We start from the raw sequence: 24,278 nt of genomic DNA on the forward strand, positions 1-24,278 counted from the left end.
GTTTAGGCGACCTGGAGGAGCACGTTCATCGCCGGGTCAGGGCTGATGCGGCTCCCTCATGTCCGACTGAATTCGGATCAGGGACTTTCTTCAATACTTCATTCCTTCAACCTAGTGGGTCTTGGCGTAGTCCTATAGAGAGATATTTCAATATTTCATTATTTCAATCTAGATACTTTATTTTTTTGATCTTTAGATTTTGGGCGCGCGCACGCGTGCGCGAGGATCTCTAGGGGGGGTCTGGATATATGTATATGAGAGACACTCCCCTTGAAGAAATGAAGAATTGAAGAATCCCCTCGCGCGCCCCTAACGCATTCATTTACAAGACCTTTATCCACTGGCTCGGTCGGCCCTTGTTTTGAAGCATCACCGTCTCGATGAGTCCGGCTTCTGCCAGCGTGCGCAGCACCCCATCGCGGCTGCGGTGGTCCATGAACTGCGTGCGGCGCGTGAACTCGCTCTTGGACATGCCGGCCTGGCCCGCGTCTCGCAGGATCTGCATCGCGCGCTTGTGGTGTGACTCGACCTGGTTCTCGGACACCCGGGCAGTTGCCTCCCGAATGGTGAGCTCCGCGCAATGCCGCGACAGCATGATCCCCCAGTGGGCATCGTGGTCTTCGATCCGGGGATCGACAGGATCGCGGGAGACAGCACGGATGAAGGCCAGCTTGGTCGCGTTCTCCTCGATCCTTGCGAGAATCGACGAGTACCCCGTGCCCCGAGACATTCGCAACTGAACCACCAGTTCCTGATCCAGCTGCCGGAAGGCGGATCTTGCCTGCGGCGTCATGGGCACGACCCGGGGTTCCACCAACACCTCGTCGATGGCCCCCACGTCGGTCAGGTTGCCGTTGAGCTTGCCGCCGCCGTCGTGGATGAGGAGTAGCCGGTCGATCAGATCCTGCGGCGGATCGATCGTGCCGAAGATGTCGTTGCTGTCCGGGAAATCGTCCTCGCTCTCCATGATCAGAAAGCGCGCAAGCGAGCCGTCAGCGACATTGGAGGCCTGCAGCGCCTGCCAGAAGTGCAGCGGCGTTGTGGTGCCGTAGATGCAGGCGCAGGGCTGGTGGATCGCCCGGTGCGCGTTGTTGTGCTGGGTGCTCGCGTACTCGACCCCGAAATAGGTCGTGCCGGCCGTCGTGTAGAGCTCGGTCATCAGGTCCAGGATCTCGCACACATAGCGCGGCGAGCGCTTTCGGTCGGCGGCGGCCGACAGGAACATCCCGAACTCGTCCAACTGGAAGAGGATCGCGGGCTGGCGCTGGATGGCTGTGAGGAACCCGGAACCGGAAGCGATCTTATTGCCCCCGAGGTATTGGAGAAGGTTTGCCTTCCGGAAGAGCTCGTTGATCACCACCCGACTGTGGTTCTTGCCCGCGCCGCTCTCGGCGATGCCGACGACGTACAGGTTCGACCGGATGTTGCTCTCGGTGCGGTACTTGCGCCCCATGAGCGCGCCCACGGCGCACAGGCTCGCGCCCAGCGCCAACACCGGCTGGGGCCGCTTCGCGGTCGAGGCCATCAGCGCCATCATGTCGGCGATCACGCCGCCCACGTTGTCCCAGCCAGCCGGCAGCGGCTTGGGGGGCGGCAGCGCGGCCGCGACATCCGGCTCCGTGGTGATGGGATCGCTCGTCTGCAGGGCCTCCAGCATCTGGCGAGCCGGGTGGTGCCCGTTCATGACGATCTCGCCATTGAGCTGGAGATCGGGTGCCGGCTCCCACCCCGCATCGAGTGCCAGCTTGTAGATCGTCCCGGCGCCGATGCGCTCGGGCTTGAAACTGCGCCAGGCCTTGGCGGTCGCCTTCACGTCGTTCTTCGTGGAGCTCGCCGACCACGCCTCGAAGAGCGGCCAGCCCGCATCGCCCAGCGCGCCCTTGATCGCCATGCCGATGCGGACCCAGCTGTCGTAGTCCACGTCGGCATTGGTGACGAACTTGAGCGCGTCCTGCACTGCCTCGAGGGTGCCCCGCTGCGCAGGCAGGCTCGCAAAATCGGTCACCCCTCGAAGACCCACTCCCAGGGTCTTGGGCCGCAGGTCCGGTGGGATCAGGAGGTACGCCTCCTTCGCGAACTCCCGCGCCTGCGGCTCGGTGATCGCCGGAAGCTCCTCCGGCTTCAAGTCGGCCAGCGTGTCTACGGGCCAGTCGTAGGGTTTGCCGGTGTCCGGATGAACGCCGTAGACAATGAACTGCTGCCCGAGGCCCAACACCTCGATGGGCGGGTACTTGAAGCCGCTGAAGGGCTGGACGGCGCGGTACACGAGGAGGCGCTTTGGCGCGTGCCCGATCCGCACGGCCGGGGTATCGCCGAGCATCTGCTTGGCCAGGGCCTCAATTTGCTTGGCGATGTCCGGGGAGTCCAGCACGTCGATGTCGATACCGATGACGCGCCCGGCGGCCACACCGATCCCGGCCTCGGGCCAGTCGGCCCAGACATCGACCTCGTGCTCCGTGGTATCGCGCTCGCAGTGCCGACTCCACTTCGGGTAGTCGTGCCAGGCGCCACGCCGGTACATGCCCGGCTTCTTGGAGCGGGGCTGGATCGGCAGGATCGGCCAACCGCGGTCCACCAGCGTGGCGCCCAACTGCGCCATGAAGTTCTTGCCGGTCATGGCCGGCATCAAAGCGGAGGATCGTCGGCGTAGGCCGCGCGCAGGCTGTCCTGGAAGGCGGTCACGATCGTGTCGACGAGCGTTGCCCACTCGGGACCGGTCCAGGTGGCGAGATCGGTCTTCCCGATCGCCTCCACGTATTCACCCCCCGTCACGGCGGCGGCGGCGAGCGCGGCCTCCTCGTGTTTGTTCGGATCGATCATGCCCTTCCACCTCGCAACCAAGTCCTGACAGCGCCGGGAGCAGAGCTTCACGCTCGGACCCTCGACGCGGATGAGCGCCGGCGCGAACCCGAATCCCCGGGCATCGCGCCGGCAGATGGCGCACAGCATCAGAACCGTGCGCCGACGATTTCCACGTAGCGACCGCTGGGGCGAACGGCGATAGCCGAGGGACTACGCAGCTGCCCGGCCACCGCAAGCGCCTCGTCGACCCGCCGCGGCAGCGGCACTCCGGGCGCCCGGTTCGCCCACCACGTCGCGGCCTTCTGCCGCGGAAAACCCTCGTGCTCGATGCAGACCCACTCCCGGTGGGCGTTCAACCCGCAGGTGTACTCCACGCGCAGGGAAGGCGGCTTCCCCGGTTTCTCGTGGCGGGAGTAGGTCACACGCTGGACCGGCACCCACTCGGGCTTGCCTGCCGAAACGACGTCCAGCTGGCTCGCGCGGGCTTCTAGCTTCACCATCGGCGGCGGGAACTGGTGGCCACAGTCCGGGCAGACCCGCACGGCCGCGTGGACGATGCTGTGGCAGTCCGGGCAGTCCTTGGTGGGCGCGACACCGTCCTCGCCCCCCTTCGGGCGCTTCGGCTTCACCATGTCGATCGGGCCGTGGCGCGCGATGTTGCCGGCGAAGTCGAGCACCAGGCAGTTCTCCTTGCCCGGAGCGATGCGGCAGCCCCGGCCGACGATCTGCACGTAGAGGCCCGCCGACTTGGTCGGGCGCAGCATCGCAATCAGGTCGACCGCCGGGGCGTTGAAGCCCGTGGTGAGCACGTTCGCGTTCGTGAGGCACCGGATGCGCCCGGCCTTGAAATCGTTGATGAAGGCCTCGCGCTGAGCACTCGGCGTATCCCCCACGATGGTCTCGCAGGTCACTCCCCTGGCACGGATGGCGTCCCGTACGTGATGCGCGTGACCGACGCCGGCGCAGAAGACGAGCCAGCTGCGGCGGTCGGCGCCGTAGACGAACACCTCGTCGAGCGCGCTCTGAGTGATGCTCGCCTTGTCGATGGCGGACTCCAGATCCTTCGCGATGAACTCGCCGCCGCGCGTGCCCACCCCGGAGACGTCGAGCTGGGTCGCCATGCGCTTGGAGATGAGCGGTGCGAGGTAGCCATCATCGATAAGCTCACGTACCGACGCCTCGTACGCGATGGCAGTGAAGATCGCGTCCTCGCCCTCGTTTAGCAGACCGGAATCGAGCCGGAATGGCGTCGCGGTGAGCCCGATCACCTTCATCGCCGGGTTCAGGCGCTTCAACCCATCGAGGAAGCGCCGGTACATGGTGTTGGACGTGCGCGGGATGAGGTGTGCCTCGTCGATCAGCACGAGATCACACTGCTGCACGTCGTAGACCCGCTTGTGGATGGACTGGATACCCGCGAAAAGGATCCTCGCGCGGATGTCCCTCTGCTTGAGGCCGGCGGAGTAGATGCCGGCAGGGGCCTCCGGCCAAAGCCTCATGAGTTCGGCGTGGTTCTGCTCGATCAGCTCCCTGACGTGGGTGACGATGAGGATCCGCTGGTCCGGGTAGGTCTTGAGCACCCCCTCGACGAAGGTCGCCATAACGAGCGACTTGCCGCCGGCGGTCGGGATCACCACCAGGGGGTTGCCGGTTTCGTCTTGGAAATAGTTGTAGATGCCGTTGATGGCGGCACTCTGGTACGGACGCAGGGTGAGGGTCATGGTGAAGTTCCTGAAATCGGAGTGACGTACTTTTTCATACCGGTGTCGCGCCAACGATTCCCATCCGCGAACACGTACTCGACCCAGTCCGGGCCCGCGTCGACCTGCTCGGCCGGCACCAGCGCGGGGAGGAACAGGTGCTGCGGACAGGCGGCCCGCTGGTCGGCTTCCGTGAGGGATCTTTGGTGCCGCTCGCAGGTCCAGCCGCCCTCCACGGGCGTAGCGTGCAGACAAGTGCGGCAGTTGACGGCGGGCTCGGCCTCACCGCGGCACACGCCAGCGTGGTCGCACCAGCGGCACTGGTACCAGGTGGGGTCCTCGCTGATCCGCGCCCCCGGCACCGCGGCGAAGATCACGCGGCGGGCTTTCTCAAGGAGCTTTTCGGCGAACGCGGGATCCGCGTCGACCCGTTCGACGTAAAGGTCGTCGTCGTCCTTGTTGACGGCGAGGTACATCGCCCGGGTGAGGCCGGCCAGGTGCATGTAGACCTGCATCTGGGCGAAGTGCTGCGGCTTGCTCTCGCGGACCTTCTTGGCAACCAGATCGGCGAAGCTCTTTGCCGCGTGGGTCTTAAACTCCAGTACGTGCCAGGTCTTCGGCGCCTCCAGCAGGTTGATCGCCACCGCGTCCATAGACCCGCCGAAATGGCCGCCGAGCGCCTCCACTCGCCATTGCCGCCCGGTCTGCGGGTCGACCTCGAGCACGGTGGCGCCAGTGCGCCGAAGGTTTCGGACGAGCCTAGCCTCCTCGAGCTGGCCGGTCTCGAAAAGACGCAGCACCCTCCCCGCGAATCGCGAGCGCGTCGTCCACCGGAAGTCGTACCAGAGCGCGCGCTCGCAGTCCTTGCCGATGAGGGACGCGCCCAGGTGGGGCCGGAAGCCTTCGCTGGCGTCCTCCTCGTAGCCGTGGAAGATGGCCTCCCGGGTGGGGCTCGTGATGATCGGGAGCTCAGTCACATTCCTCCTCGAGCTCTATGTGTCGGGCGCGTGCCTCATCAAGGACCTTCGCCCATTCGCCGTCGTCGAATTCCTCGCGCAACACCGCGATTAACGTGTCCTTGAAATGAATGTGCCGCACCCCTCGCAGGAGATTCGCAAGGTGTACGGTGACCTGTGCCACCTCGTACTGCTTGAGACGAAGAGCCGTCCTCGCTCGATGGAACCAGTCCGGGTCGAGCCCCTTCCGGGCCGTCTGGCGCCGGATGTCGTTGGTCGCGATCTGGACCCGGATGGCGGCAATGTCGTCCTGCAGGCATGCCAATAGCTTCCGGCACCCAATCACGTTTTCCGGCATGTTGATCGGCGCCGCCGGCACGGTGTGCTCGCTCATGCTCAGGCCTGGCGCTTCCAGGGCAGGCCGGCGGCAGGCGCCGTCGGCGCCGGTGCGGGGGTAACAGCCACCTTGGGCGCTGGCGCCGACGTGGGGGCCACCTGTGGCGCCGTGGGGCCCGAACGGGGGAGATAGCGGACGGAGTTGGTCTCGCCGTACTGGCCCTTTGGCGGGCGCACGCGGACGTCCACGATGAGCGGGATCAGGTGCAACTGTTCGGAATTGCTGACCTGCATCTTCCCGACGGCGCGACAGATGGAAGACAGCGTCCGCTGCGCGATCTGGACCGTGTCGGGGTTCGCATTGACGAGATTCAGGCGATCGAAAAGCTTGCGGCCGGCGTACTGCCCGTCGAGGATGTCCAACTCCAAGTTCAGGTACTGCCCGGCGCCGTCCTTGGTAACGCGCATCTCGCTCGCAACGATCTGCGCAAGGTACTTCCCGGGCGAGAGCACCTCAAAGGTCGTGCTCGGTTCAATGGTGGAGGCGTCGAAGACTTGTCCGAGTGAAGCCATGGTGTGTTCTCCAATGAGGGGTTCCGATGGGATTTACTGAGCGATGAGCGTCGGCTGGATGGATTCGGGCATTGCCTGGACGAATGCCTGCCAGTCGAGGGGCAGCGTCTCCGGGAGGCCGTAGCGGTTCTTGGCGAGGAAGGCTGGGCGCTCGGCGGTGTGAATGACGCGCTCCCCGGAGCCCATGGCACGGTTCACCTTCTTGTTGAAACCGACGTCGGCCTTCGCTGTCGAGATTCGGTAGTTGGCAAAGAGCACGACGTCGGAGTGCTCCTGCAGCAGGGCCGCGGCCCGAGCGTGCAGCTTGATCACGTAGCGGTCGTAGGGGTCGTGCTCGGGGCTGTCGAAGCGCTTGATGTCGGTATGCGCGATCTGGATCACGGTCATCCCGCGGTCGTCGCGAAGCGCATTGAGCCCGTCGATGTACTGCCGCCAGAGATGGAGGGCTGCGACATAGCCCTTCCCATACCCCGCGTCCTCTATCGAGGCCCAGCCGTTGTCGCGGCAGGCCTTGGCCCAGACCAGCGGCTCCAGCCAGTCAACGCTGTCGATGACGACAGTCTTGAAGTCGTGTTCCTCCGTGTAGAGGCACGCGAGCGCCTCGATCACTTCCTCGAAGGTCCGAGCCAGCGGAAAGTGCGGCGACGCGAGAGTGCCGAGCCCATCTTCTGTCTGCACGAACACGGGCTTGTTGGACTGCGAGGCGAAGGTGGTCTTCCCGACGCCGGCAACACCGTGGGTCAGAATGCGCGGGGGCTTGGGCGCGTGTGCCCGCGTGAGTTGTGCGAGGGTGATGGCCATTTAGCGCTCCTCGCAATACATGCTGTCGTTGGCGGCCGCGGCGACAGCGCCCGGCTTCAACTGTTCGAGCTTGTACGTGGGCTTACCGACCTTGAGGGTGCGGGCGGGCTCGAAGAGCTGCCGCACACCCGGAGGCCACGCGTTGTATTTCGTCTCGGAGACCTTGATCTCGAGCGAGACGTAGTCCTCCGGGTTCTCGCCCCACTTACGCAGTGCCTCCACCGCTTCCTTGAGCTTGCGCTGGTCGTACTCGGGCTTCTTCGGCAGGTCGGCGATGACCACGAAGCCCTCCTCCTGGAAGCGGACGGTGCCGGTCGTCTTGCCGACCTCCTGGCGCAGTTGATGGGCGCGCTGGCTGAAGCGGTGGTTCATCGCGGACTGCAGCAGGTGCTCATAATTGCGGGCCCGCTCCTTAGCCTCAGTCACGCGGTCAATCAACTTGGCGAGATCGCCAACGGCGAGCGTCTCAAGGTCGGAAACTTGGAGCTGGCCAACCTCCTCCAGCACGTCGGGTTCAGGAATCATGGTGAAGCTCCTTCAATGGGAGTTACGCGGGGCAGGAACAAATCTCAGGCTGCGGAGGCGGTTCCGGATTTCGGGGGGCGGCAAAGCAGTAGCCGATCGGACGGCGATGTAGCGGTAGGCGGCTTCGGCCACCTTCATCGAGAAGAGGTGGACGAGGCCCAGCTCACAGGCGATCCATGCGCGGCGGGCGATTGCATGAAGTCGGGACCGTTCCTTGGTCGGCAACTCGCTCGCAGTTTCTGAGCGATCGACGAGAAGGAATCCTTGGTGGTACTCGATGGCAGCACCCGGCATGGCGTTCGCGATCCAGTCGCAGAGTCCGCCCTCTGTGAGAGGCATCGGCGGGACATACAGGGACACACGCTGCGGGAATTGGTCCGGGTCCCACGCGAGGCCCGGCGTCTCCGGGGAGAGGTCAATCGGTCGAGTCGGTGCCGGCAAGTCGAACTCCATCAGCAGCGTGTTGGTCATCGGGCACCCCAACCGCAGGGTGCGTCGTTCGGAATCCGCGCTGATGGCCGAGCTTCAGGCTCGTTGCTTTTCAGGCGTCATGCAGGTTCTTACTGGACCTGGCCATGGTTTTTCTCAGTCGACTCGATACGACTCAGGCCGCCGACTTGAAGCCGAACATTCGCAGGTGCATCTGCAGTTCGGAGACGCGGCGGTAGAAGGTGGCCGTGGAAACGCCCGAGGCCCTGCAGGCGCTCGTGAGGTCCTGGTGAGATTCCAGCAACCCAAAGAGAGCGGCCTGCTCCTTGTTCATGTAGGCAATCGAGGTCTCGAGATCGCGAAGTGCCATCGAGTTCGCGAAGAGGTCGGCGTCCCCTCCCCACAAAGGCACGGCACCTTCCGCGGCTTCACCCGGCACCCCGTCGATGTATTCGTCGTTCGCGGCATCGGCGCCCGTGAAATCGCTGAAGGTGGTGACGCGAACCCTGTTCTTGATGATCTCCTTCGCGATCTCCGCAGCGCGGTGTTCAGACACCATGCCCGTGAAGGTGTTGGCGCTCCCCTTCTCGGGGTCGAAGTGCGGCGCGCGCTCCAGCATTTCGAGCAAGATCTCCTGCTGGACATCCTCGCGTTCGGCCTGCGACAGGCCGAGGCTTCTGGCGAGGCACCCGGCGCGAACGGTGGCGGCAACTTTCATGGACTTCACGTACTGGTCGTCAATGCCAATGGCGTTCATGTTTTTTGGTATTAACTAAACGGTTAACGGCTAGATTAAAAAAATGGACACCCGTGGGTGCCCGCATGGGGCAAGCGATGGCTTGCGATCAATTCGGTCTGGTATCTGAGGGCATGATTCCGTAGCGCTTCATCCGGATCTCGATGAATGCCGGGTTGACCCCAAAGTGCGGTGCCAAGGCACGGGTAAACGTCCACGTATCGATGTCGTACGTGGCTTCAGTCCAGACGAGCTCCTTGTTTCCGTCGGGGGAGGCAGCAAACAGCGTGTCTTCGTAACGAATCTCGAGCGCGTACTTCGGCGCCTCCTCTTGGATGACCTGCCAAAGCAAGTCGCGCGGCACCAGGAGGGAGCCCATGAACTCATTGGCCCGCCGCTCGGAACGCAGAATGTGCTCAGGCATCGTGCCGGCTTGGCGGTGGAGATGATCTTGCGCATCCGTCGCCAGACGGAAAGCCTGAACCGGTCGCGAGTCACCGTGATCGAACAGCGACCGCGTGCGGTAGCCCGCGATCAAGCCAGGGCCATCGTAAATCGCATGCCCGAGTTCGTGGGCGGCGGTAGACAGCACAAGTTGCGGGCCGACCTGGGTATTGGCTGGGGAAACCGAGATGCTCACCGCCTCGGTCGAGCTGAGCGGCGCGAACTCAAAGACACCCAGGATTTCGTTGCCATCGTCGTCATGGACGGGTCTGTCCATGTCGACCCAGAGGTCGTAGCTCAAGCCGTTGACGGAGAGCTTGTCGATCGCCTTCAGATCATCGAGGGTGATGGCCAGCCTGTTGGCTGCCCCCAGCTGCTTGCGAACTTCCGCAGCTACCGCGGCGATCTCGGTGTTCCGGGTGAATTTGAACGGCTCGTGGCGAATTTGCCGGTAAGAAAGATTCAGAGCGGTCATGACTTAAGGTTACTTTTTCGTTTTTGGGAGGTCTCGGTATAGGCGCACAACAGTCTCGATCTTGGCCCGCTCTTGCATGTCGGGCGGCAAACGCTCTGCCTCGATAAAGAGCTCATCCGCGTTCATCTTGAGAATCTCGGCAGCCTTCTTAATCAGTTCGTCGGTAGGGGGCTTTTCCTTGTCGTTTTCGACTCGGGACCAGTACGCCGGACTGATGCCCAGCAACTTGGCGAACTCCGTCAAATTGGGATAGCCCGCCTCCTGCCGTTTGTTGCGGATGAAGGATCCAAAGGTAACCATGAGGCTCGTTAAGTGTTTAGTTAACGCGCAATTTATCAGAAGAATTTGGGGCCTGCAAGTGCACCTCAACGCCCGTGGGAGACGTCCTTTCACACGGTCCGCCTTGAGAAAAACGGGCAGGTCGGCCGGTATGAACTTCCATGCCCGCCGAACAGCCCCCCGCCCCGCGCGAGACCTTCAGCGCCACGTACATCGTCGGAGCCATCCTCGCCCTGGGCGTGATCCGTTTGCACGACCGGCGGAGCCGCGAAGATCGACTTGATAGCCTCACCGAACAGCGCGTTAGTGACGGCGTCCTGACCACCAAGGAGAACGCCAGTGACTAGCAGCGTTGTGGCCCGGGTCGCGGCCCTAAAATCCGCGCCGGTGAAAGACCTGAAGCAGATGTGGCGCGAACTCTTCCAGCAGGAGCCGCCGCCGTTCAATCGTCGATTCCTTGAAAGCCGCCTGGCCTACCGCATCCAGGAGCTTGCCTACGGCGGATTGAAGAGAGAGACCATCAAGCGCCTGGAGCGACTGGGCGAGCAGCTGGACGGCGGGAAAGCCACGCTGCGCCGGCGCCGGGTGGACGGCCGCCCGATAGCCGGGACGCGCCTCATACGCGAATGGGATGGCGTGCGCCACGAGGTGACGGTTGGCATCGACCACTTCGAGTACCAGGGGCGGCACTACACGTCGCTCTCGAGTGTCGCACGGGCGATCACGGGCACTCAGTGGAACGGATGGAAGTTCTTCGGGTTTCCGTCGTCGCGAGGCTTTTCATGACGGCGCCGCGGAAACTCTGCTGCGCGATCTACACCCGCAAGTCCACCGATGAAGGGCTCGAGCAGAACTTCAATTCATTGGACGCTCAGCGCGACGCTTGCGAGAACTACATCGCCAGCCAGAAATCTGAAGGCTGGCTGATGCTGCGGGAACGCTACGACGATGGTGGCTTCTCGGGCGGCAACATGGAGCGGCCTGGCCTCAAGCAGCTGCTGGCTGACGTTCGCCGAGGGATGGTCGACATCATCGTCGTCTACAAGATCGACCGGCTGTCGCGGTCGCTGGCCGACTTTGCGAAGCTGGTCGAGATATTCGACGAGCACAAGGTGACTTTCGTTTCCGTCACCCAGGCCTTCAACACGACAACCTCGATGGGGCGGCTCACGCTCAACATCCTCCTATCGTTCGCACAGTTCGAGCGCGAGCTCTCCGGCGAACGGGTGCGCGACAAAATCGCCGCCTCACGGCAGCGCGGCATGTGGATGGGAGGCATGCCCCCCCTGGGCTACGACGTCATCGAGCGGAAACTTTTTCCCAACTCGGAAGAGGCGAGAATCGTCCGGGAAATGTTCACCCGCTTCGCGCAGGTGCCCTCCATGGCCACCTTGGTGAGGGATCTCCGCGCCCGAGGGATCACTACTAAGGCCTGGACGACCGCGACGGGGAAGGTCCGAACTGGGCGGCTCGTCGACAAGGGATTCATCTACAAGATCTTCAACAACCCTGTGTATATCGGTATCGCCGCTCACAAGGGGCGACACTTTCCGGGAGAGCACGACGCGATTGTGGATAAGGCTCTTTGGGACCAGGTCCACGAGCACCTTACCAACGGCGACTCTCTCAAGAAGGCCTGGCGGAGCGCCCGCATCTCCAAGCCGGAGACCATGTCGAAGGCGCCTTCCCTACTTCGCGGGCTGCTGTATTCCGACCAGGGACGAGCATTCACGCCGGGTTACACGGTCAAAGGCGCTAAGTACTACCGTTACTACATCAATACGCAGGCCATAAAGCAGGGCGCCGCCACCTGCGAGGTTCGCCGAATGCCCGCGGGCGAGATCGAGACCGTTGTCGTGGAGAAGCTCCGCCACATACTGAGCGCGCCGGAAGTCCTAGCCCACGCCGTTCGAGAGGTTAGTCTCCAGCGACCTGACATTGGCGAGGCCGCCGCGATTGAGGCGCTTCGGTCTGTGGATCTCGTCTGGAATGAGCTCTTCCCCGCCGAGCAGGCCCGCATCATCCACACCTTGGTCGAGCGAATCACCGTGCGCCCGGACGGTATCAGTATCAAGTGGAAGGCGGATGGGCTCACCAAACTGTTGCGTGACACCCTCGCGCCAGCACAAATGAAGAAGGCCGCATGACCGATTACATGCCATTGAGCAGGTCGACTGAAGTCCGGATGAGTTTCCGGCGCCGCGGCGGCAAGGTCGCAATTGTGCTGCCAGACGGTTCTCGCGCCGCGACACAGCAAGAAGCCACCGTCGACAACACCATGATTAAGGTCCTCGCCAGAGCCTTCCGGTGGCAGCGCCTAATGAATGACGGGACCTATACCAGCATGGATGAGATGGCAGCGGCCGAGAAGATCAGCCCGTCATACATCAGCCGCATACTGCGGCTGACTTACCTCTCCCCCACCATCGTCCAGGCGATCCTCGACGGGCAACATCCAGCCCACCTAACGATGAAGGACCTCCTGGTACCCTTCCCGCTCGAATGGAAGGCGCAGGCGGAATGCCTTTCCTGGCCCCGACAATAATCCCCCGGGGGGCCCACCTGAAAGGGCCGGCGAGTTACTATAATTTTCCCATCGAATACTTCACGCATACCGAGGCCCTCCCCCACCATGGCGGAGACTGCTAGGACGTCCGGAGACCATGTCGTGAGTCCGTGGCTCGAGTTTCTTGTCGAAAAGCCGGTAGATACTCGCATCGAAGTAGGTGCGTACGAGTATTTGTGGCAGTTGCCCCATACGAGTACGAAGAGTCTGGCCGAGCTATTTGAATCAAATCCAGGTCGACTGCCTTCAGACCTTGTTGATAGCGACCTCGCAGAGAAGGTTGCTGACCAGGTCTTAGAGCATTTTGCAAAGCGGCAAATCAAGCGATTTGGCGTACGCATTCATGGGTCGGCTGACTATCCATCGCGGCTTCGAGACGCAAAAGACCCCGTCGAGTTCCTATATTTTCTTGGATCCTGGGAACTGGCTGAGGCGCCCCGCAGAGTGGCCGTTGTCGGCACGCGCCAAATAACCCGGGAAGGAGCAGCCCGAACCCGCAAGCTTGTGCGGGCACTCGTCGAACATGACTTCACCATCGTCTCCGGCTTGGCCCAAGGCGTCGACACCATCGCCCACGAAACGGCGTTGGAAATGGGAGGGCGCACGGTCGCGGTAATTGGCACGCCCATTTCGGAGGTGTACCCGAAGGAGAACGCCGAACTTCAGCGGCGGATTGCGTCTGAGTATTTGCTCGTAAGTCAGGTACCAGTGCTCCGTTATCAGTCCCAAGGGCCAAACTGGAATCGCCTGTTCTTTCCCGAGCGCAACAAGACAATGTCGGCCCTAACCGATGCCACAATCATTGTCGAAGCCGGAGAAACTTCGGGCACCTTGATTCAAGCCAAAGCTGCTCTCGAGCAAGGGCGAAAACTCTTCATTCTGGAGAGCAACTTCGACAATTCCTCGATCACGTGGCCGGCGAAATTCGAGAAGCTTGGCGCAATTCGCGTTCGTGACTTTTCCGATATCGAGCGCGAGTTTGCCTGATCATGCCAATGCCCACGCGCATAACGGTTGTGGGCGACCTCGAGCGTGGTGATCATTATTACCTCCCTCAAGACGCGCCCTGTTACTTCTGGGGTGAGTACACGCCCGCGAAGCACGTTGATGGCCTGCCGTGGGAGTATTCGGCAACCAACAAGCTGATCTACAACCTGAAGAAGAAGATGGACCGCCGAGGTCTACCTGAGTGGCGCCACAAGATCGACGCCATTGACTGCGGATTCCGGTGAAGTCGGGCCGGCGTTCCGGCGGAAGCCGGGCCATCGTTCCGGTCGATGCCGGGCCGTGGCGTGATGCGGGTAGCGCACTGTCGCTGAGTTGATGGGAGACGTCAATGTGCCTTGGTGCGTGTTGGTGGTTTCGGGTTGGTGGTCTTCTGCTTTCGCATCGAGTCGCCCTTGAGGGCGAGGCGATAGCTGTTGTGAACGAGCCGGTCGAGGATTGCGTCGGCAAGGGTGGGGTCGGCCAGGTGCGTGTGCCACTGTTCGACGGGCAGTTGGCTGGTGACGATGGTGGAGCGGCGGTCATAGCGGTCGTCGAAGATTTCCAGGAGGTCGCGCTTGGTCTGCTCGGCGAGCGGGGTGAGGCCGAAGTCGTCGAGGACCAGGAGGTCGACCTTGGCCAGGAGCTTGAGGAAGGCGGAGCGGTTTTGCAGCGCGTGATAGCGGGCGAGTTCATCGACGAGCCGCGGCAGGCGGAAGAAGCGCACCGAGAAGTCCGCACGGCAGGCCGAGTGGGCGAGCGCGCAGCCCAGGAAGCTCTTTCCGACGCCGGTGGGCCCGGTGATGAGCACGTTCAAGTGTTCGGCGATCCAGGCCAGGTCGCGCACCCGGACCATGGCGCCGGGGTCGAGGCCGCGAAGGGCGCTCGTGTCCATGTCCTCGATGACGGCGCCCTGCGGCAAGCGAGCCCAGCGCAGGCGCTGTGCCAGGCGAGCCGAACCGCGCTCGGTGATCTCGTGCTGGATCATGAGCCCGAGGCGCTCCTCGAAGGTAAGTTGCGAACGATCCGGGGTGCACAGTTGCTGCTCAAGGGGCGGCGGCCATGCCGCGCAGGCGCAGTTGCTGGAGTTGCTCGACGAGCGGTTGGGTCAGCATCGATGTCCTCTGGGGTGGGTGACGGGCCTACTGGAAGTACTTCTCGCCGCGCACGTTGTCGTGCTCCAGGGGAGCGCGGCCTGGGCGGGCGGGGCGGGCGCGGGCGTGTTGATGAGCGTTCGAAGCGAGCGGTAGCTGAAGCTGCGGATCGCAACCGCCCGCGTGGCGGCCCCCTCGAGCGCCTCGGGGCTGAAGTCGCGCGCAAGGCGAAGGATCCCCAGGCTCGAGCGCAGGCACTCCTCGGGATGGCGCCTGCGGTGCAGTTGCTCGGTGAGCACCTCGGCGGTGGCCGGTCCGATGGCCAAGGCGCGCTGCATCAAGCGCTCGTGGGTGAGGTCGATGACGGCGCTGTGCCGCTCGGGACGATGATCGGCGAGGGTCACGAACTGCCCGCGCGAGGGCGCACGCAGGTGCGTGGCGACCAGGTGCTGGCGATGGAAGATCTCAATCACACGCGCGCTCAGGCGTACCTCGACCGTGCGTCCGACCAGCTTGTAAGGCACGGAGTAGTAGGCGCGCTCGACCTCGACGTGATAGTCCAGGTGCACCTTGGCCTTCTTCCAGGTGGCGAATTCGTAAGGCCTGTGCGGAAGCGGGCGCAGCGCCGCACGCTCGATGTCGGCAAACAGGCTCGCGCGGCACCCTTCGCGCTTCTTGAAGGGGCGAGCGTTGAGATCGGCCACGAGGAGCGCGATCGCGGCATTGAGTTCGCCAAGCGAGAAGAACGTCCGGTTACGAAGACGGGCAAGGATCCAGCGCTCGACCACCAGCACGCCCGCCTCGACCTTGGCCTTGTCGCGGGGCTTTCGCACCCGCGCCGGCAGAATCGCCACCGCGTAGTGCTCGGCGAAGTCCTGGTAGGCGGGATTCAAGTCCGGCTCGTAGCGGTGCGCCTTGTGGACGGCGCTCTTCAGGTTGTCGGGCACGAGGGCACGAGGAACGCCGCCGAGGAATTCCAGAGTGCGCACCTGGGAGCCCAGCCAATCGGGCAACGCCTGCGTCCAGGTCGCTTCCGCATAGGTGTAGCTGCTCGCGCCCAGGACGGCCACGAAGATCTGGGCCGCGCGCAGCTCCCCGCTCGTGCGATCCACGACCGGCATCGTCTGCCCGGCGTAATCGAGGAAGAGCTTGTCGCCGGGAACGTGGTTCTGGCGCAGGACCAGATCCTGGTTGGCGAGCCAGCGCCGGTACTGGTCGCAGAAGACGCTGTACTGCCAGCCATCGGGGAGCCTCGCCTTGTACTCCTGCCAGAGCAATTGCCGCGTCACCCCGGGGCGCTTGAGCTCGGCATGCAGAAACGCGAAGTCCGGCTGCGGGGTGCGAGACAGCGGCACCTCGCGCTGGTAGAGCCGCGCCTGAAGGCCCGCCTCGTCAAGCCCGGCCGGCAGCGGCCAGCCCACGCCCGCCGCGTGCGCGCGGCGCAGGCACTCCTGCACCGTCGAACGGGCGCTCCCGACGGCCGCGGCAATCTCGCGGTCGCTCAGACGGACTTCAAACTTGAGACGCAGAACCTCTCGGATCTTCCGCATGGGTAACCTCGGTTGCGCCACCGCCGGACTCCTTCCAGATGGGAAAGGAGCCCACGGTAGCCCTGGTTACCCGCATCACCCCCGGCCGGCATGGACCGGAACGCTGGCCCGGCATGCTCCGGAATGGTGGCCCGGCATGCTCCGGAACGCTGGCCCGGCATGGACCGGAATCCGCAATTGACTCCGCGGCGACGGGTTTTGCTGGAATGTGGAAATGGAAAACGCTCCACGAGCAACATCGGGTTGCGCTGGTACCCATTCCACCCTCTAAGGCGCGGACCGATCCTATGTTCGATCCGAGAATGCTAGACATGCTGAACGCCGTCGCGATCAAGGTAGGGCTGCCGCTCGACATCCGGGATTGCCTCAGTTTCAGTGGAGCGTATGCAGCCAGCCACGACTCTGAAGACCGCCCCTCACCTGATCAGCTTTTCAATGAGCTTACTTTCGACCCGGTTAACGGGAAGCCTGACTCGCGCCCAGGTCTGATCTTTTTGTTTGACGACCTGTTGACCACCGGCGCTCATTACGTGGCCGTTAGCCGCAAGCTAAACGAGCACTTCCCTGACGTGAAGGTCGTCGGGAATTTCATCGCCAGGCGCTGCTTCCCAAATCCTTTCCTGTAGCGAACGTAGGGCGGCGGTGTTTGCTAACACCGCCATTAGGAAGCCGAACATCTGACGGGAGTGATGGCACCTGCCAGCGGTCAAGCGTACCGTCCCGCCAAGCGCCTCCTACATTTGCGCCACCAAAGTCCGGGCTAGCTATCCGATCTCAATGCTGCTTTTCGATTAGGCTCACCCAGTGAGCCGATCAACCGGTATATGTTGACGTTTTGGCAATACACTTTTAACCCGTTGTTTTTAAAGACCCTTACACCCCCTCTGGCTTTGGCAGAATGAACAGCGAACAGATCGATTTAGGTCAGCTTGAAAACCATCTTTGGGAGTCCGCCAACATCCTGCGCGGCCCGGTGGATGCGGCCGACTTCAAGACCTACATCTTTCCGCTGCTGTTCTTCAAGCGCATCTGCGATGTCTGGGACGAGGAGTACCAGGAGATGGTCGACGAGACCGGCGACGAGCAGCTCGCTCGGTTTCCTGAGTCGCACCGGTTCCAGATCCCGGATGACTGCCACTGGAACGACGTGCGCGCCAAGGCCACGAACGTCGGCGCGGCGCTACAGCGCGCCATGCGCGAGATCGAGAAAGCCAACCCCGACACGTTGTACGGCGTGTTCGGCGACGCGCAATGGTCCAACAAGGAACGCTTGTCCGACGCGCTTCTTAAGGACCTGATCGAGCACTTCTCCAAGCTCCCCCTGGGTAATCAGAGCGTTGGCTCGGATTTGCTGGGCGACGCCTACGAGTACCTGATCAAGAAGTTTGCCGACGCCACCAACAAGAAGGCCGGCGAGTTCTACACGCCGCGCAGTGTGGTGCGGCTGATGATGGACATGCTCGATCCCAAGGAAGCCGAGACCATCTACGACCCGGCCTGTGGCACGGGCGGCATGTTGCTGGCCGCCGTGCAGCACGTCAAAGAGATGCACGGCGACGTCAAGCGGCTGTGGGGCAAGCTGTACGGGCAGGAGAAGAACCTCACCACTTCATCCATCGCGCGGATGAACCTGTTCCTCCACGGCATCGAGGACTTTCAGGTGGTGCGCGGCGACACGCTGCGCAACCCGGCCTTCTTCGAGGGCGACCGGCTCGCCACCTTCGACTGCGTGATCGCCAATCCGCCGTTCTCGCTGGAAAAGTGGGGCGAGGACCTGTGGTTGAACGACCCCTTCGGCCGCAACTTTGCCGGTCTGCCGCCCTCGTCCAGCGGTGACTTCGCCTGGGTGCAGCACATGGTCAAGTCTATGGCCGACGTCAGCGGCCGGATGGCCGTGGTGCTGCCCCAGGGCGCCCTGTTCCGCAAAGGCGTGGAAGGCAGCATCCGCCAGAAGCTGCTGGAAATGGATCTGGTCGAGGCTGTGATCGGGTTGGCGCCCAACCTTTTCTACGGCACCGGCCTCGCCGCGTGCATCTTGGTCCTGCGCAAGCGCAAGCCGGTCAAGCACAAGAAGAAGGTGCTGATTGCCGATGCCTCGGGCCTGTTCCGCCGGGGCCGCGCGCAGAACTATCTGGAACCCGAGCATGCCGCCGAGATCCTCGGTTGGTATCGCGGCTTTGCCGATGTGCAGGACGCGGTCCGCTTGGTCAGCCTCGACGAGATCAAAGCCGAGGACTGGACGCTGAACATCTCGCGCTATGTCTTGCCACCACTGCAAGAAGACATCCCGCCGCTGCCCGACGCCATCGCGGCGTTCAAAGATGCGCTCACCCGTTGCCGCGAGGCCGAAGAACGGCTTGCGCAGGTCATGACTGAAGGGGGATGGCTGAAATGAGTCACCCAAGCAAACGCATCACCCAGCAAGAACTCGAAAGCTACCTCTGGGGCGCCGCCGTGCTGCTGCGCGGCCTGATCGACGCGGGTGACTACAAGCAGTTCATCTTCCCGCTGCTGTTCTACAAGCGCGTGTCGGATGTGTGGGAAGAGGAATACCAGGCGGCCCTGGCCAACTCGAAGGGCGACCTCTCTTATGCCCAGTTCGCCGAGAACCACCGCTTCCAGATCCCCCAAGGCGCTCACTGGAACGATGTGCGCCAGGCACCCAAGATCGTCGGCGCGGCCATCCAGAAGGCCATGCGCGCTATTGAGACCGCCAACCCGGATTTGCTCGACGGCATCTTCGGCGACGCGCCCTGGACCAACCGCGAGCGCCTGCCCGACGAAACGCTGAAGAACCTGATCGAGCATTTCTCCACCCAGACGCTGTCGGTGGCCAACGTGCCCGAGGACGAGCTCGGCAACGCCTATGAATACCTGATCAAGAAATTCGCGGATGACTCCGGCCATACGGCTGCCGAGTTCTACACCAACCGCACCGTCGTCCACCTGATGACGCAACTGCTCGGCCCACAGGCCGGCGAGTCGATCTACGACCCCACCTGCGGCACCGGCGGCATGCTGATCTCGGCGCTGGACGAAGTGAAGCGCTCGGGCGGCGAGTACCGCACGCTCAAGCTCTACGGGCAGGAGCGCAATCTCATCACCTCATCCATCGCCCGCATGAACCTGTTCCTGCATGGCGTGGAGGACTTCGAGATCATCCGGGGCGACACCCTGGCCGATCCCAAGCACATCGAGGGCGACCGCCTGCGCCAGTTCGACGTGATCCTGGCCAACCCGCCGTATTCCATCAAGCAGTGGAACCGCGAGGCCTGGAGCAGCGACAGGTGGGGCCGCAACTCCCTTGGCACGCCGCCGCAGGGCCGCGCCGATTACGCCTTCCAGCAGCACATCCTAACCAGCCTCACGGCCAAGGGGCGTAGTGCCGTGCTCTGGCCCCACGGCGTGCTGTTCCGCAACGAAGAGCAGGCCATGCGCGCCAAGATGGTCGAGCAGGACTGGGTGGAGGCCGTCATCGGCTTGGGGCCCAACCTGTTCTACAACTCCCCGATGGAGTCGTGCATCGTCATCTGCAACCGCAAGAAGACGGCTGCACGCAAGGGCAAGGTGATCTTCATCGACGCGGTGAACGAGGTTGCCCGCGAGCGCGCGCAGAGCTTCCTCAAGCCCGCGCACCAGCAGCGCATCCTGAGCGCTTACAAGACCTTTGCGGATGTACCCGGTTTCGCCAAGGTCGCCACCCTGGCCGAAATCGGCGCCAATGCGGGCAACCTCTCGATCGCGCTGTACGTGAAGCGCGTTGCCGCCGCCATCGCCACCGACAGCAATGGCAACGCGGTATCGCTGCGCTCCGCCTGGGATCAATGGCAAACCGATGGCCGTGCCTTCTGGCAACAGATGGACGCGCTGGTGGAAACGCTGGATGGATTGATTACGGAGGACATCGAGCGTGTCTGACAAGAACAAACAAATCCTGAAGCCCGGCTGGCGTCGAGTGAAATTCGGCGACGTGGTGCGCCTCTCGAAAGCCCGCAGCCAGGAGCCGCTGACCGATGGCTTTGATCGCTACGTTGGTCTGGAACACCTCGAGCCAGGCGATCTGCGCATCCGCCGTTGGGGAAACGTCGCTGACGGCGTGACTTTCACCAGCGTGTTTCAACCCGGGCAGGTGCTGTTCGGCAAGCGCCGCGCTTACCAGCGCAAGGTGGCCGTGGCGGATTTCGCCGGCGTGTGTTCCGGTGACATCTATGTGTTGGAGACCAAGGACGCGCTGGTCTTGCTGCCGGAGTTGCTGCCATTCATTTGCCAGACCGACGCCTTCTTCGATCACGCGGTGGGCACATCGGCTGGCTCGCTGAGCCCGCGTACCAACTGGACGAGCTTGGCGGGTTTCGAGTTTGCTTTGCCGGCGATGAAAGAGCAGCGGCGGACGTTGGCTCTTCTCAGTGCCGGACTGAGCACCGTTGACGAGCTGCGGTCCGCCATCGATGCGCTGCCGATACTTCGACGTTCGATGGAGACGCGTCTGCTATCGATGGACGGCGTGCCGAAACAGAAAGTCGGTGATATCGCCAAGTTCACGAGCGGTCGAGGTATTCGGGTTTCAGACTTACCCAAAGCTCCGTCGGATATGAACCCGGTTCCTGTTCATGGGGGCAACGGAATCTCTGGGTACACGGATATCGTCATGGATGGCACATCTGAGCCGACCGTTGTCATTGGTCGGGTTGGACAATTTTGCGGTGTCACGTCAATGACGGCCGGGCCTTGCTGGATAACTGACAACGCGCTCTATCCAGCGAAGATGAGCCCAGACATCCAACCAGAGTTCCTGGCCATTTGTTTACGTGCTTCAAATCTCAATCGGAGCAAGCTGGGCGAATACCTTCCACTGATCACACAAGAAGTTGTACACAAGATTGAGATTCCGGTTCCGGCCCTATCAGACCAATCTGTTGCGATTACGGAGTTTGCACAGATTGGGGTCGCGGAGACATCCCTAATGAGCCGGCTATCCAGCACGCGCTCTCTTGTGATGCAGGTGGCGATTCAGATGGTTGAAGGGAGCTCAGATGGCATTTAACGAATCCAACACCGTCGAGGCCTACGTCCGCGACCTGCTCGCTGGCCCCATCAAGGCGACACCACCGAACACCGTACAGGAACCCCTGCCCAGCTACGGCCCCAGCCCCAAAGGCATCGGCTGGCGCTACGCTGCTCCGGCTGACGTACCGCGCCAGATCCAGGAAGTCCTGGTCGAGCCCTGGCTGCGGGATGCGCTGATCCGTCTGAACCCCGAGATCGCCGCCCAGCCCGACCGCGCCGACGAGGTGCTCTACAAGCTGCGCGCCATCGTGCTGTCGGTGCGCTCGGATGGCCTGATCCGCGCCAACGAGGAAATGACCGCCTGGATGCGCGGCGAGCGCTCCATGCCCTTCGGCCCCAACAACGAGCATGTGCCGGTGCGGTTGATCGACCTGGATGACCTGGCGCAGAACCAGTACATCGTCACCCAGCAGTACACCTACCGCGCAGGCCCCACCGAGCGCCGGGCCGATCTGGTGCTGCTGGTCAACGGTCTGCCGCTGGTGCTGATCGAGGCCAAGACGCCGGTCAAGAAGTGCATCAGCTGGGTCGACGGCGCGGTACAGGTGCACGACGACTACGAGAAGTTCGTGCCCGAGCTGTTCATCTGCAATGTGTTCTCGGTGGCCACCGAGGGCAAGGCCTACCACTACGGGTCGATTGGCCTCCCGGTCAAGGATTGGGGACCGTGGCATCTGGACGATAGCGATACGCAGCACCACCCACTGAAGTCCCTCAAGCTGTCGGCCGAGAGCATGCTGCGCCCACATGTGGTGCTGGACATCCTCGGCAGCTTCAACCTGTTCGCCACCGACAAGAAGAAGCGCCGCATCAAGATCATCTGCCGCTACCAGCAGTACGAGGCGGCCAACAAGATCGTCGAGCGCGTGCTGGCAGGCTATCCCAGGAAGGGCCTGATCTGGCACTTCCAGGGCTCGGGCAAGTCGCTGCTGATGGTGTTCGCCGCGCAGAAGCTGCGCATGCATGCCAGTCTGAAGAACCCCACGGTGCTGATCGTGGTGGACCGCATCGACCTGGACACCCAGATCACCGGCACCTTCACCGGCGCCGACATCCCGAACCTGGAGAAGGCCGACAGCCGCGAGAAGCTGCAGCAACTGCTGGCGCAGGACGTGCGCAAGATCATCATCACGACGATCTTCAAGTTCGGCGAGGCCAGTGGTGCGCTGAACGAGCGCAGCAACATCATCGCGCTGGTGGACGAAGCCCACCGCACGCAGGAAGGCGACCTGGGCCGCAAGATGCGCGAGGCCCTGCCCAACGCATTCCTGTTCGGCCTGACCGGTACGCCGATCAACCGAGTCGACCGCAACACCTTCTACGCCTTCGGTGCCGACGAGGACGCGAAGGGCTACATGAGCCGCTACGGCTTCGAGGAATCAATCCGCGACGGCGCCACTCTGAAGCTGCACTTCGAGCCGCGCCTGATCGACCTGCACATCGACAAGGCCGCGTTGGACACCGCCTACAAAGATCTTACCGGCGGCCTGTCAGACCTGGACAAGGACAACCTGGCCAAAACCGCTGCCAAGATGGCTGTACTGGTGAAGACGCCCGAGCGCATTCGCAAGGTGTGCGAGGATATCGTCCAGCACTACCAGAGCAAGGTGGAGCCCAACGGTTTCAAGGGTCAGATCGTCACGTTCGACCGGGAGTCGTGCCTGCTGTTCAAGGTCGAGCTAGACAAGCTGCTGCCGCCCGAGGCCACGGACATCGTGATGTCGGTACAGGCGTCCGACAAGAAGGAGCACCCGGAGTACGCACACTACGACCGCACACGCGATGAAGAGGAAAGGCTGCTTGACCGCTTCCGCGACCCGGCCGACCCGCTGAAGCTGATCATCGTCACGGCCAAGCTGCTGACGGGCTTCGACGCGCCCATCCTGCAGGCAATGTACTTGGACAAGCCTCTGCGGGACCACACGCTGCTGCAGGCCATCTGCCGGGTGAACCGCACCTACTCCGAGCAAAAGACCCACGGCTTGATCGTGGACTACCTCGGCATCTTCGATGACGTGGCGGCCGCGCTGGAGTTCGACGACCAGAGCGTCAAGCAGGTGGTCAGCAACATACAGGAGCTGAAAGACAAGCTGCCCGAAGCCATGCAGAAGTGCCTGGCCTTCTTTGCGGGCTGCGACCGCAGCTTGCAGGGATATGAGGGCCTGATTGCTGCGCAGCAGTGCCTGCCCAACAACGAGGTGCGCGACAACTTCGCCGCCGAGTACAGCGTGCTTAACAAGATCTGGGAGGCACTCTCGCCGGACACCGTTCTAGGTCCCTTCGAGAAGGACTACAAATGGCTGTCGCAGGTGTACCAGTCGGTGCAGCCGTCCAGCGGCCACGGCAAGCTGATCTGGCATTCGCTGGGCGCCAAGACCATCGAGCTGATCCATCAGAACGTGCATGTCGATGCCGTGCGGGATGATCTCGACACCTTGGTGCTGGACGCCGATCTGCTGGAGGCAGTGCTCTCGAACCCCGATCCGAAGAAAGCCAAGGAAATCGAGATCAAGCTCAAGCGCCGGCTGCGCGGGCACGGCGGCAACCCCAAGTTCAAGAAGCTGTCAGAAAGGCTCGATGCGCTGAAGGACCGCTTCGAGTCCGGTCAGATCAACAGCGTCGAGTTTCTGAAGCAGTTGCTGGAGATCGCCAAGGAGACGCTGCAGGCCGAGAAAGAGGTCCCGCTCGAAGAAGACGAGGACCGCGGCAAGGCGGCGCTGACTGAGCTGTTCAACGAGGTCAAGACGGCAGAGACGCCAATCTTGGTTGAACGCGTGGTCGCGGATATCGACGAGATCGTGCGCCTGGTCCGCTTCCCGGGCTGGCAAGGCACACAGGCCGGCGAGCGCGAGGTCAAGAAAGCGCTGCGCAAGGCACTCTTCAAATACAAGCTGCACGCTGACGAGGAGTTGTTCGAGAAGGCGTACAGCTACATCCGGCAGTATTACTGAGGCGCGGCGC

General features: G+C 62.8%; 23 protein-coding genes and 2 pseudogenes. 11 read left to right on the forward strand and 14 right to left on the reverse strand.

Annotation, left to right across the window (positions count from 1 at the left end):
* Positions 1 to 322: 322 nt before the first annotated feature.
* The 12 genes from IPP91_20045 to IPP91_20100 all read right to left on the reverse strand — a co-directional run bounded on the left by IPP91_20045 (position 323) and on the right by IPP91_20100 (position 10,077).
* On the reverse strand, positions 323 to 2,617 hold the full coding sequence (locus IPP91_20045; protein MBL0144328.1) for a PriCT-2 domain-containing protein: 2,295 nt from the start codon (positions 2,615 to 2,617) through the stop codon (positions 323 to 325).
* A gap of 8 nt (positions 2,618 to 2,625) precedes the next feature.
* Complete coding sequence (locus tag IPP91_20050; GenBank protein MBL0144329.1) at positions 2,626 to 2,820, reverse strand: hypothetical protein; 195 nt, start codon at positions 2,818 to 2,820, stop codon at positions 2,626 to 2,628.
* A gap of 128 nt (positions 2,821 to 2,948) precedes the next feature.
* A complete protein-coding gene (locus IPP91_20055; GenBank protein ID MBL0144330.1) occupies positions 2,949 to 4,523 on the reverse strand; it encodes a DEAD/DEAH box helicase family protein in 1,575 nt (524 codons plus the stop codon).
* Positions 4,520 to 5,479, reverse strand: a complete 960-nt coding sequence (locus IPP91_20060) for a PD-(D/E)XK nuclease family protein (protein ID MBL0144331.1) — start codon at positions 5,477 to 5,479, stop codon at positions 4,520 to 4,522. The genes IPP91_20055 and IPP91_20060 overlap by 4 nt, the downstream gene beginning before the upstream one ends.
* Positions 5,472 to 5,783 carry a hypothetical protein gene (locus IPP91_20065; protein MBL0144332.1) on the reverse strand — a complete coding sequence of 104 codons (312 nt, stop codon included), beginning with the start codon at positions 5,781 to 5,783 and terminating at the stop codon, positions 5,472 to 5,474. The genes IPP91_20060 and IPP91_20065 overlap by 8 nt, the downstream gene beginning before the upstream one ends.
* A gap of 71 nt (positions 5,784 to 5,854) precedes the next feature.
* A complete protein-coding gene (locus IPP91_20070; protein MBL0144333.1) occupies positions 5,855 to 6,367 on the reverse strand; it encodes a DUF669 domain-containing protein in 513 nt (170 codons plus the stop codon).
* A gap of 33 nt (positions 6,368 to 6,400) precedes the next feature.
* Complete coding sequence (locus IPP91_20075; GenBank protein ID MBL0144334.1) at positions 6,401 to 7,168, reverse strand: ATP-binding protein; 768 nt, start codon at positions 7,166 to 7,168, stop codon at positions 6,401 to 6,403.
* Entirely contained in the window at positions 7,169 to 7,693 is a 525-nt protein-coding gene (locus tag IPP91_20080) for a hypothetical protein (GenBank protein ID MBL0144335.1), read from the reverse strand.
* Positions 7,694 to 7,705: 12 nt separating this feature from the next.
* Positions 7,706 to 8,164 carry a hypothetical protein gene (locus IPP91_20085; protein MBL0144336.1) on the reverse strand — a complete coding sequence of 153 codons (459 nt, stop codon included), beginning with the start codon at positions 8,162 to 8,164 and terminating at the stop codon, positions 7,706 to 7,708.
* 133 nt (positions 8,165 to 8,297) lie between these two features.
* Positions 8,298 to 8,879 (reverse strand): hypothetical protein, encoded by a 582-nt coding sequence (locus IPP91_20090; protein ID MBL0144337.1) that lies wholly within the window; start codon positions 8,877 to 8,879, stop codon positions 8,298 to 8,300.
* An 88-nt stretch (positions 8,880 to 8,967) separates the two neighbouring features.
* Positions 8,968 to 9,777: a hypothetical protein gene (locus tag IPP91_20095; GenBank protein MBL0144338.1), complete on the reverse strand. Its 810-nt coding sequence runs from the start codon at positions 9,775 to 9,777 to the stop codon at positions 8,968 to 8,970.
* Between the two features lie 9 nt (positions 9,778 to 9,786).
* Positions 9,787 to 10,077, reverse strand: a complete 291-nt coding sequence (locus tag IPP91_20100) for a helix-turn-helix transcriptional regulator (GenBank protein MBL0144339.1) — start codon at positions 10,075 to 10,077, stop codon at positions 9,787 to 9,789.
* Between the two features lie 140 nt (positions 10,078 to 10,217).
* Here IPP91_20100 and IPP91_20105 point away from each other — a divergent pair, with 140 nt between their 5' ends.
* From IPP91_20105 to IPP91_20130, 6 genes are all read left to right on the forward strand, one after another.
* Positions 10,218 to 10,403, forward strand: a complete 186-nt coding sequence (locus IPP91_20105) for a hypothetical protein (GenBank protein ID MBL0144340.1) — start codon at positions 10,218 to 10,220, stop codon at positions 10,401 to 10,403.
* Positions 10,396 to 10,842 (forward strand): DUF2924 domain-containing protein, encoded by a 447-nt coding sequence (locus IPP91_20110; protein ID MBL0144341.1) that lies wholly within the window; start codon positions 10,396 to 10,398, stop codon positions 10,840 to 10,842. The genes IPP91_20105 and IPP91_20110 overlap by 8 nt, the downstream gene beginning before the upstream one ends.
* Positions 10,839 to 12,203 carry a recombinase family protein gene (locus IPP91_20115; protein MBL0144342.1) on the forward strand — a complete coding sequence of 455 codons (1,365 nt, stop codon included), beginning with the start codon at positions 10,839 to 10,841 and terminating at the stop codon, positions 12,201 to 12,203. The genes IPP91_20110 and IPP91_20115 overlap by 4 nt, the downstream gene beginning before the upstream one ends.
* 8 nt (positions 12,204 to 12,211) lie before the next feature.
* Positions 12,212 to 12,601 (forward strand): hypothetical protein, encoded by a 390-nt coding sequence (locus IPP91_20120; protein MBL0144343.1) that lies wholly within the window; start codon positions 12,212 to 12,214, stop codon positions 12,599 to 12,601.
* An 87-nt stretch (positions 12,602 to 12,688) separates the two neighbouring features.
* A complete protein-coding gene (locus IPP91_20125) occupies positions 12,689 to 13,609 on the forward strand; it encodes a DNA-protecting protein DprA (protein ID MBL0144344.1) in 921 nt (306 codons plus the stop codon).
* Positions 13,610 to 13,611: 2 nt separating this feature from the next.
* Positions 13,612 to 13,854, forward strand: a complete 243-nt coding sequence (locus tag IPP91_20130) for a hypothetical protein (GenBank protein ID MBL0144345.1) — start codon at positions 13,612 to 13,614, stop codon at positions 13,852 to 13,854.
* 101 nt (positions 13,855 to 13,955) lie between these two features.
* Here IPP91_20130 and IPP91_20135 read toward each other — a convergent pair.
* Positions 13,956 to 14,721 (reverse strand): annotated as a pseudogene (locus IPP91_20135) (ATP-binding protein).
* Positions 14,722 to 14,748: 27 nt separating this feature from the next.
* Positions 14,749 to 16,271, reverse strand: a pseudogene (locus tag IPP91_20140) (IS21 family transposase).
* A gap of 290 nt (positions 16,272 to 16,561) precedes the next feature.
* On the opposite strand from IPP91_20140, the gene IPP91_20145 reads away from it, so the two are divergent.
* The 5 genes from IPP91_20145 (at position 16,562) to IPP91_20165 (ending at position 24,268) form a co-directional block, all read left to right on the forward strand.
* The gene (locus IPP91_20145; protein MBL0144346.1) at positions 16,562 to 16,876 is read left to right on the forward strand and encodes a hypothetical protein; all 315 of its coding nucleotides are present in this window, start codon (positions 16,562 to 16,564) and stop codon (positions 16,874 to 16,876) included.
* A 272-nt stretch (positions 16,877 to 17,148) separates the two neighbouring features.
* Positions 17,149 to 18,645 carry an SAM-dependent DNA methyltransferase gene (locus IPP91_20150; GenBank protein MBL0144347.1) on the forward strand — a complete coding sequence of 499 codons (1,497 nt, stop codon included), beginning with the start codon at positions 17,149 to 17,151 and terminating at the stop codon, positions 18,643 to 18,645.
* Entirely contained in the window at positions 18,642 to 20,168 is a 1,527-nt protein-coding gene (locus IPP91_20155) for an SAM-dependent DNA methyltransferase (GenBank protein MBL0144348.1), read from the forward strand. Before IPP91_20150 ends, IPP91_20155 begins: the two co-directional genes overlap by 4 nt.
* Complete coding sequence (locus tag IPP91_20160) at positions 20,161 to 21,294, forward strand: restriction endonuclease subunit S (protein MBL0144349.1); 1,134 nt, start codon at positions 20,161 to 20,163, stop codon at positions 21,292 to 21,294. The genes IPP91_20155 and IPP91_20160 overlap by 8 nt, the downstream gene beginning before the upstream one ends.
* A complete protein-coding gene (locus IPP91_20165) occupies positions 21,284 to 24,268 on the forward strand; it encodes an HsdR family type I site-specific deoxyribonuclease (protein ID MBL0144350.1) in 2,985 nt (994 codons plus the stop codon). Before IPP91_20160 ends, IPP91_20165 begins: the two co-directional genes overlap by 11 nt.
* Positions 24,269 to 24,278: the final 10 nt, after the last annotated feature.

It is taken from the genome of Betaproteobacteria bacterium (assembly GCA_016720855.1).
In the GTDB taxonomy this organism is placed as follows: domain Bacteria; phylum Pseudomonadota; class Gammaproteobacteria; order Burkholderiales; family Usitatibacteraceae; genus FEB-7.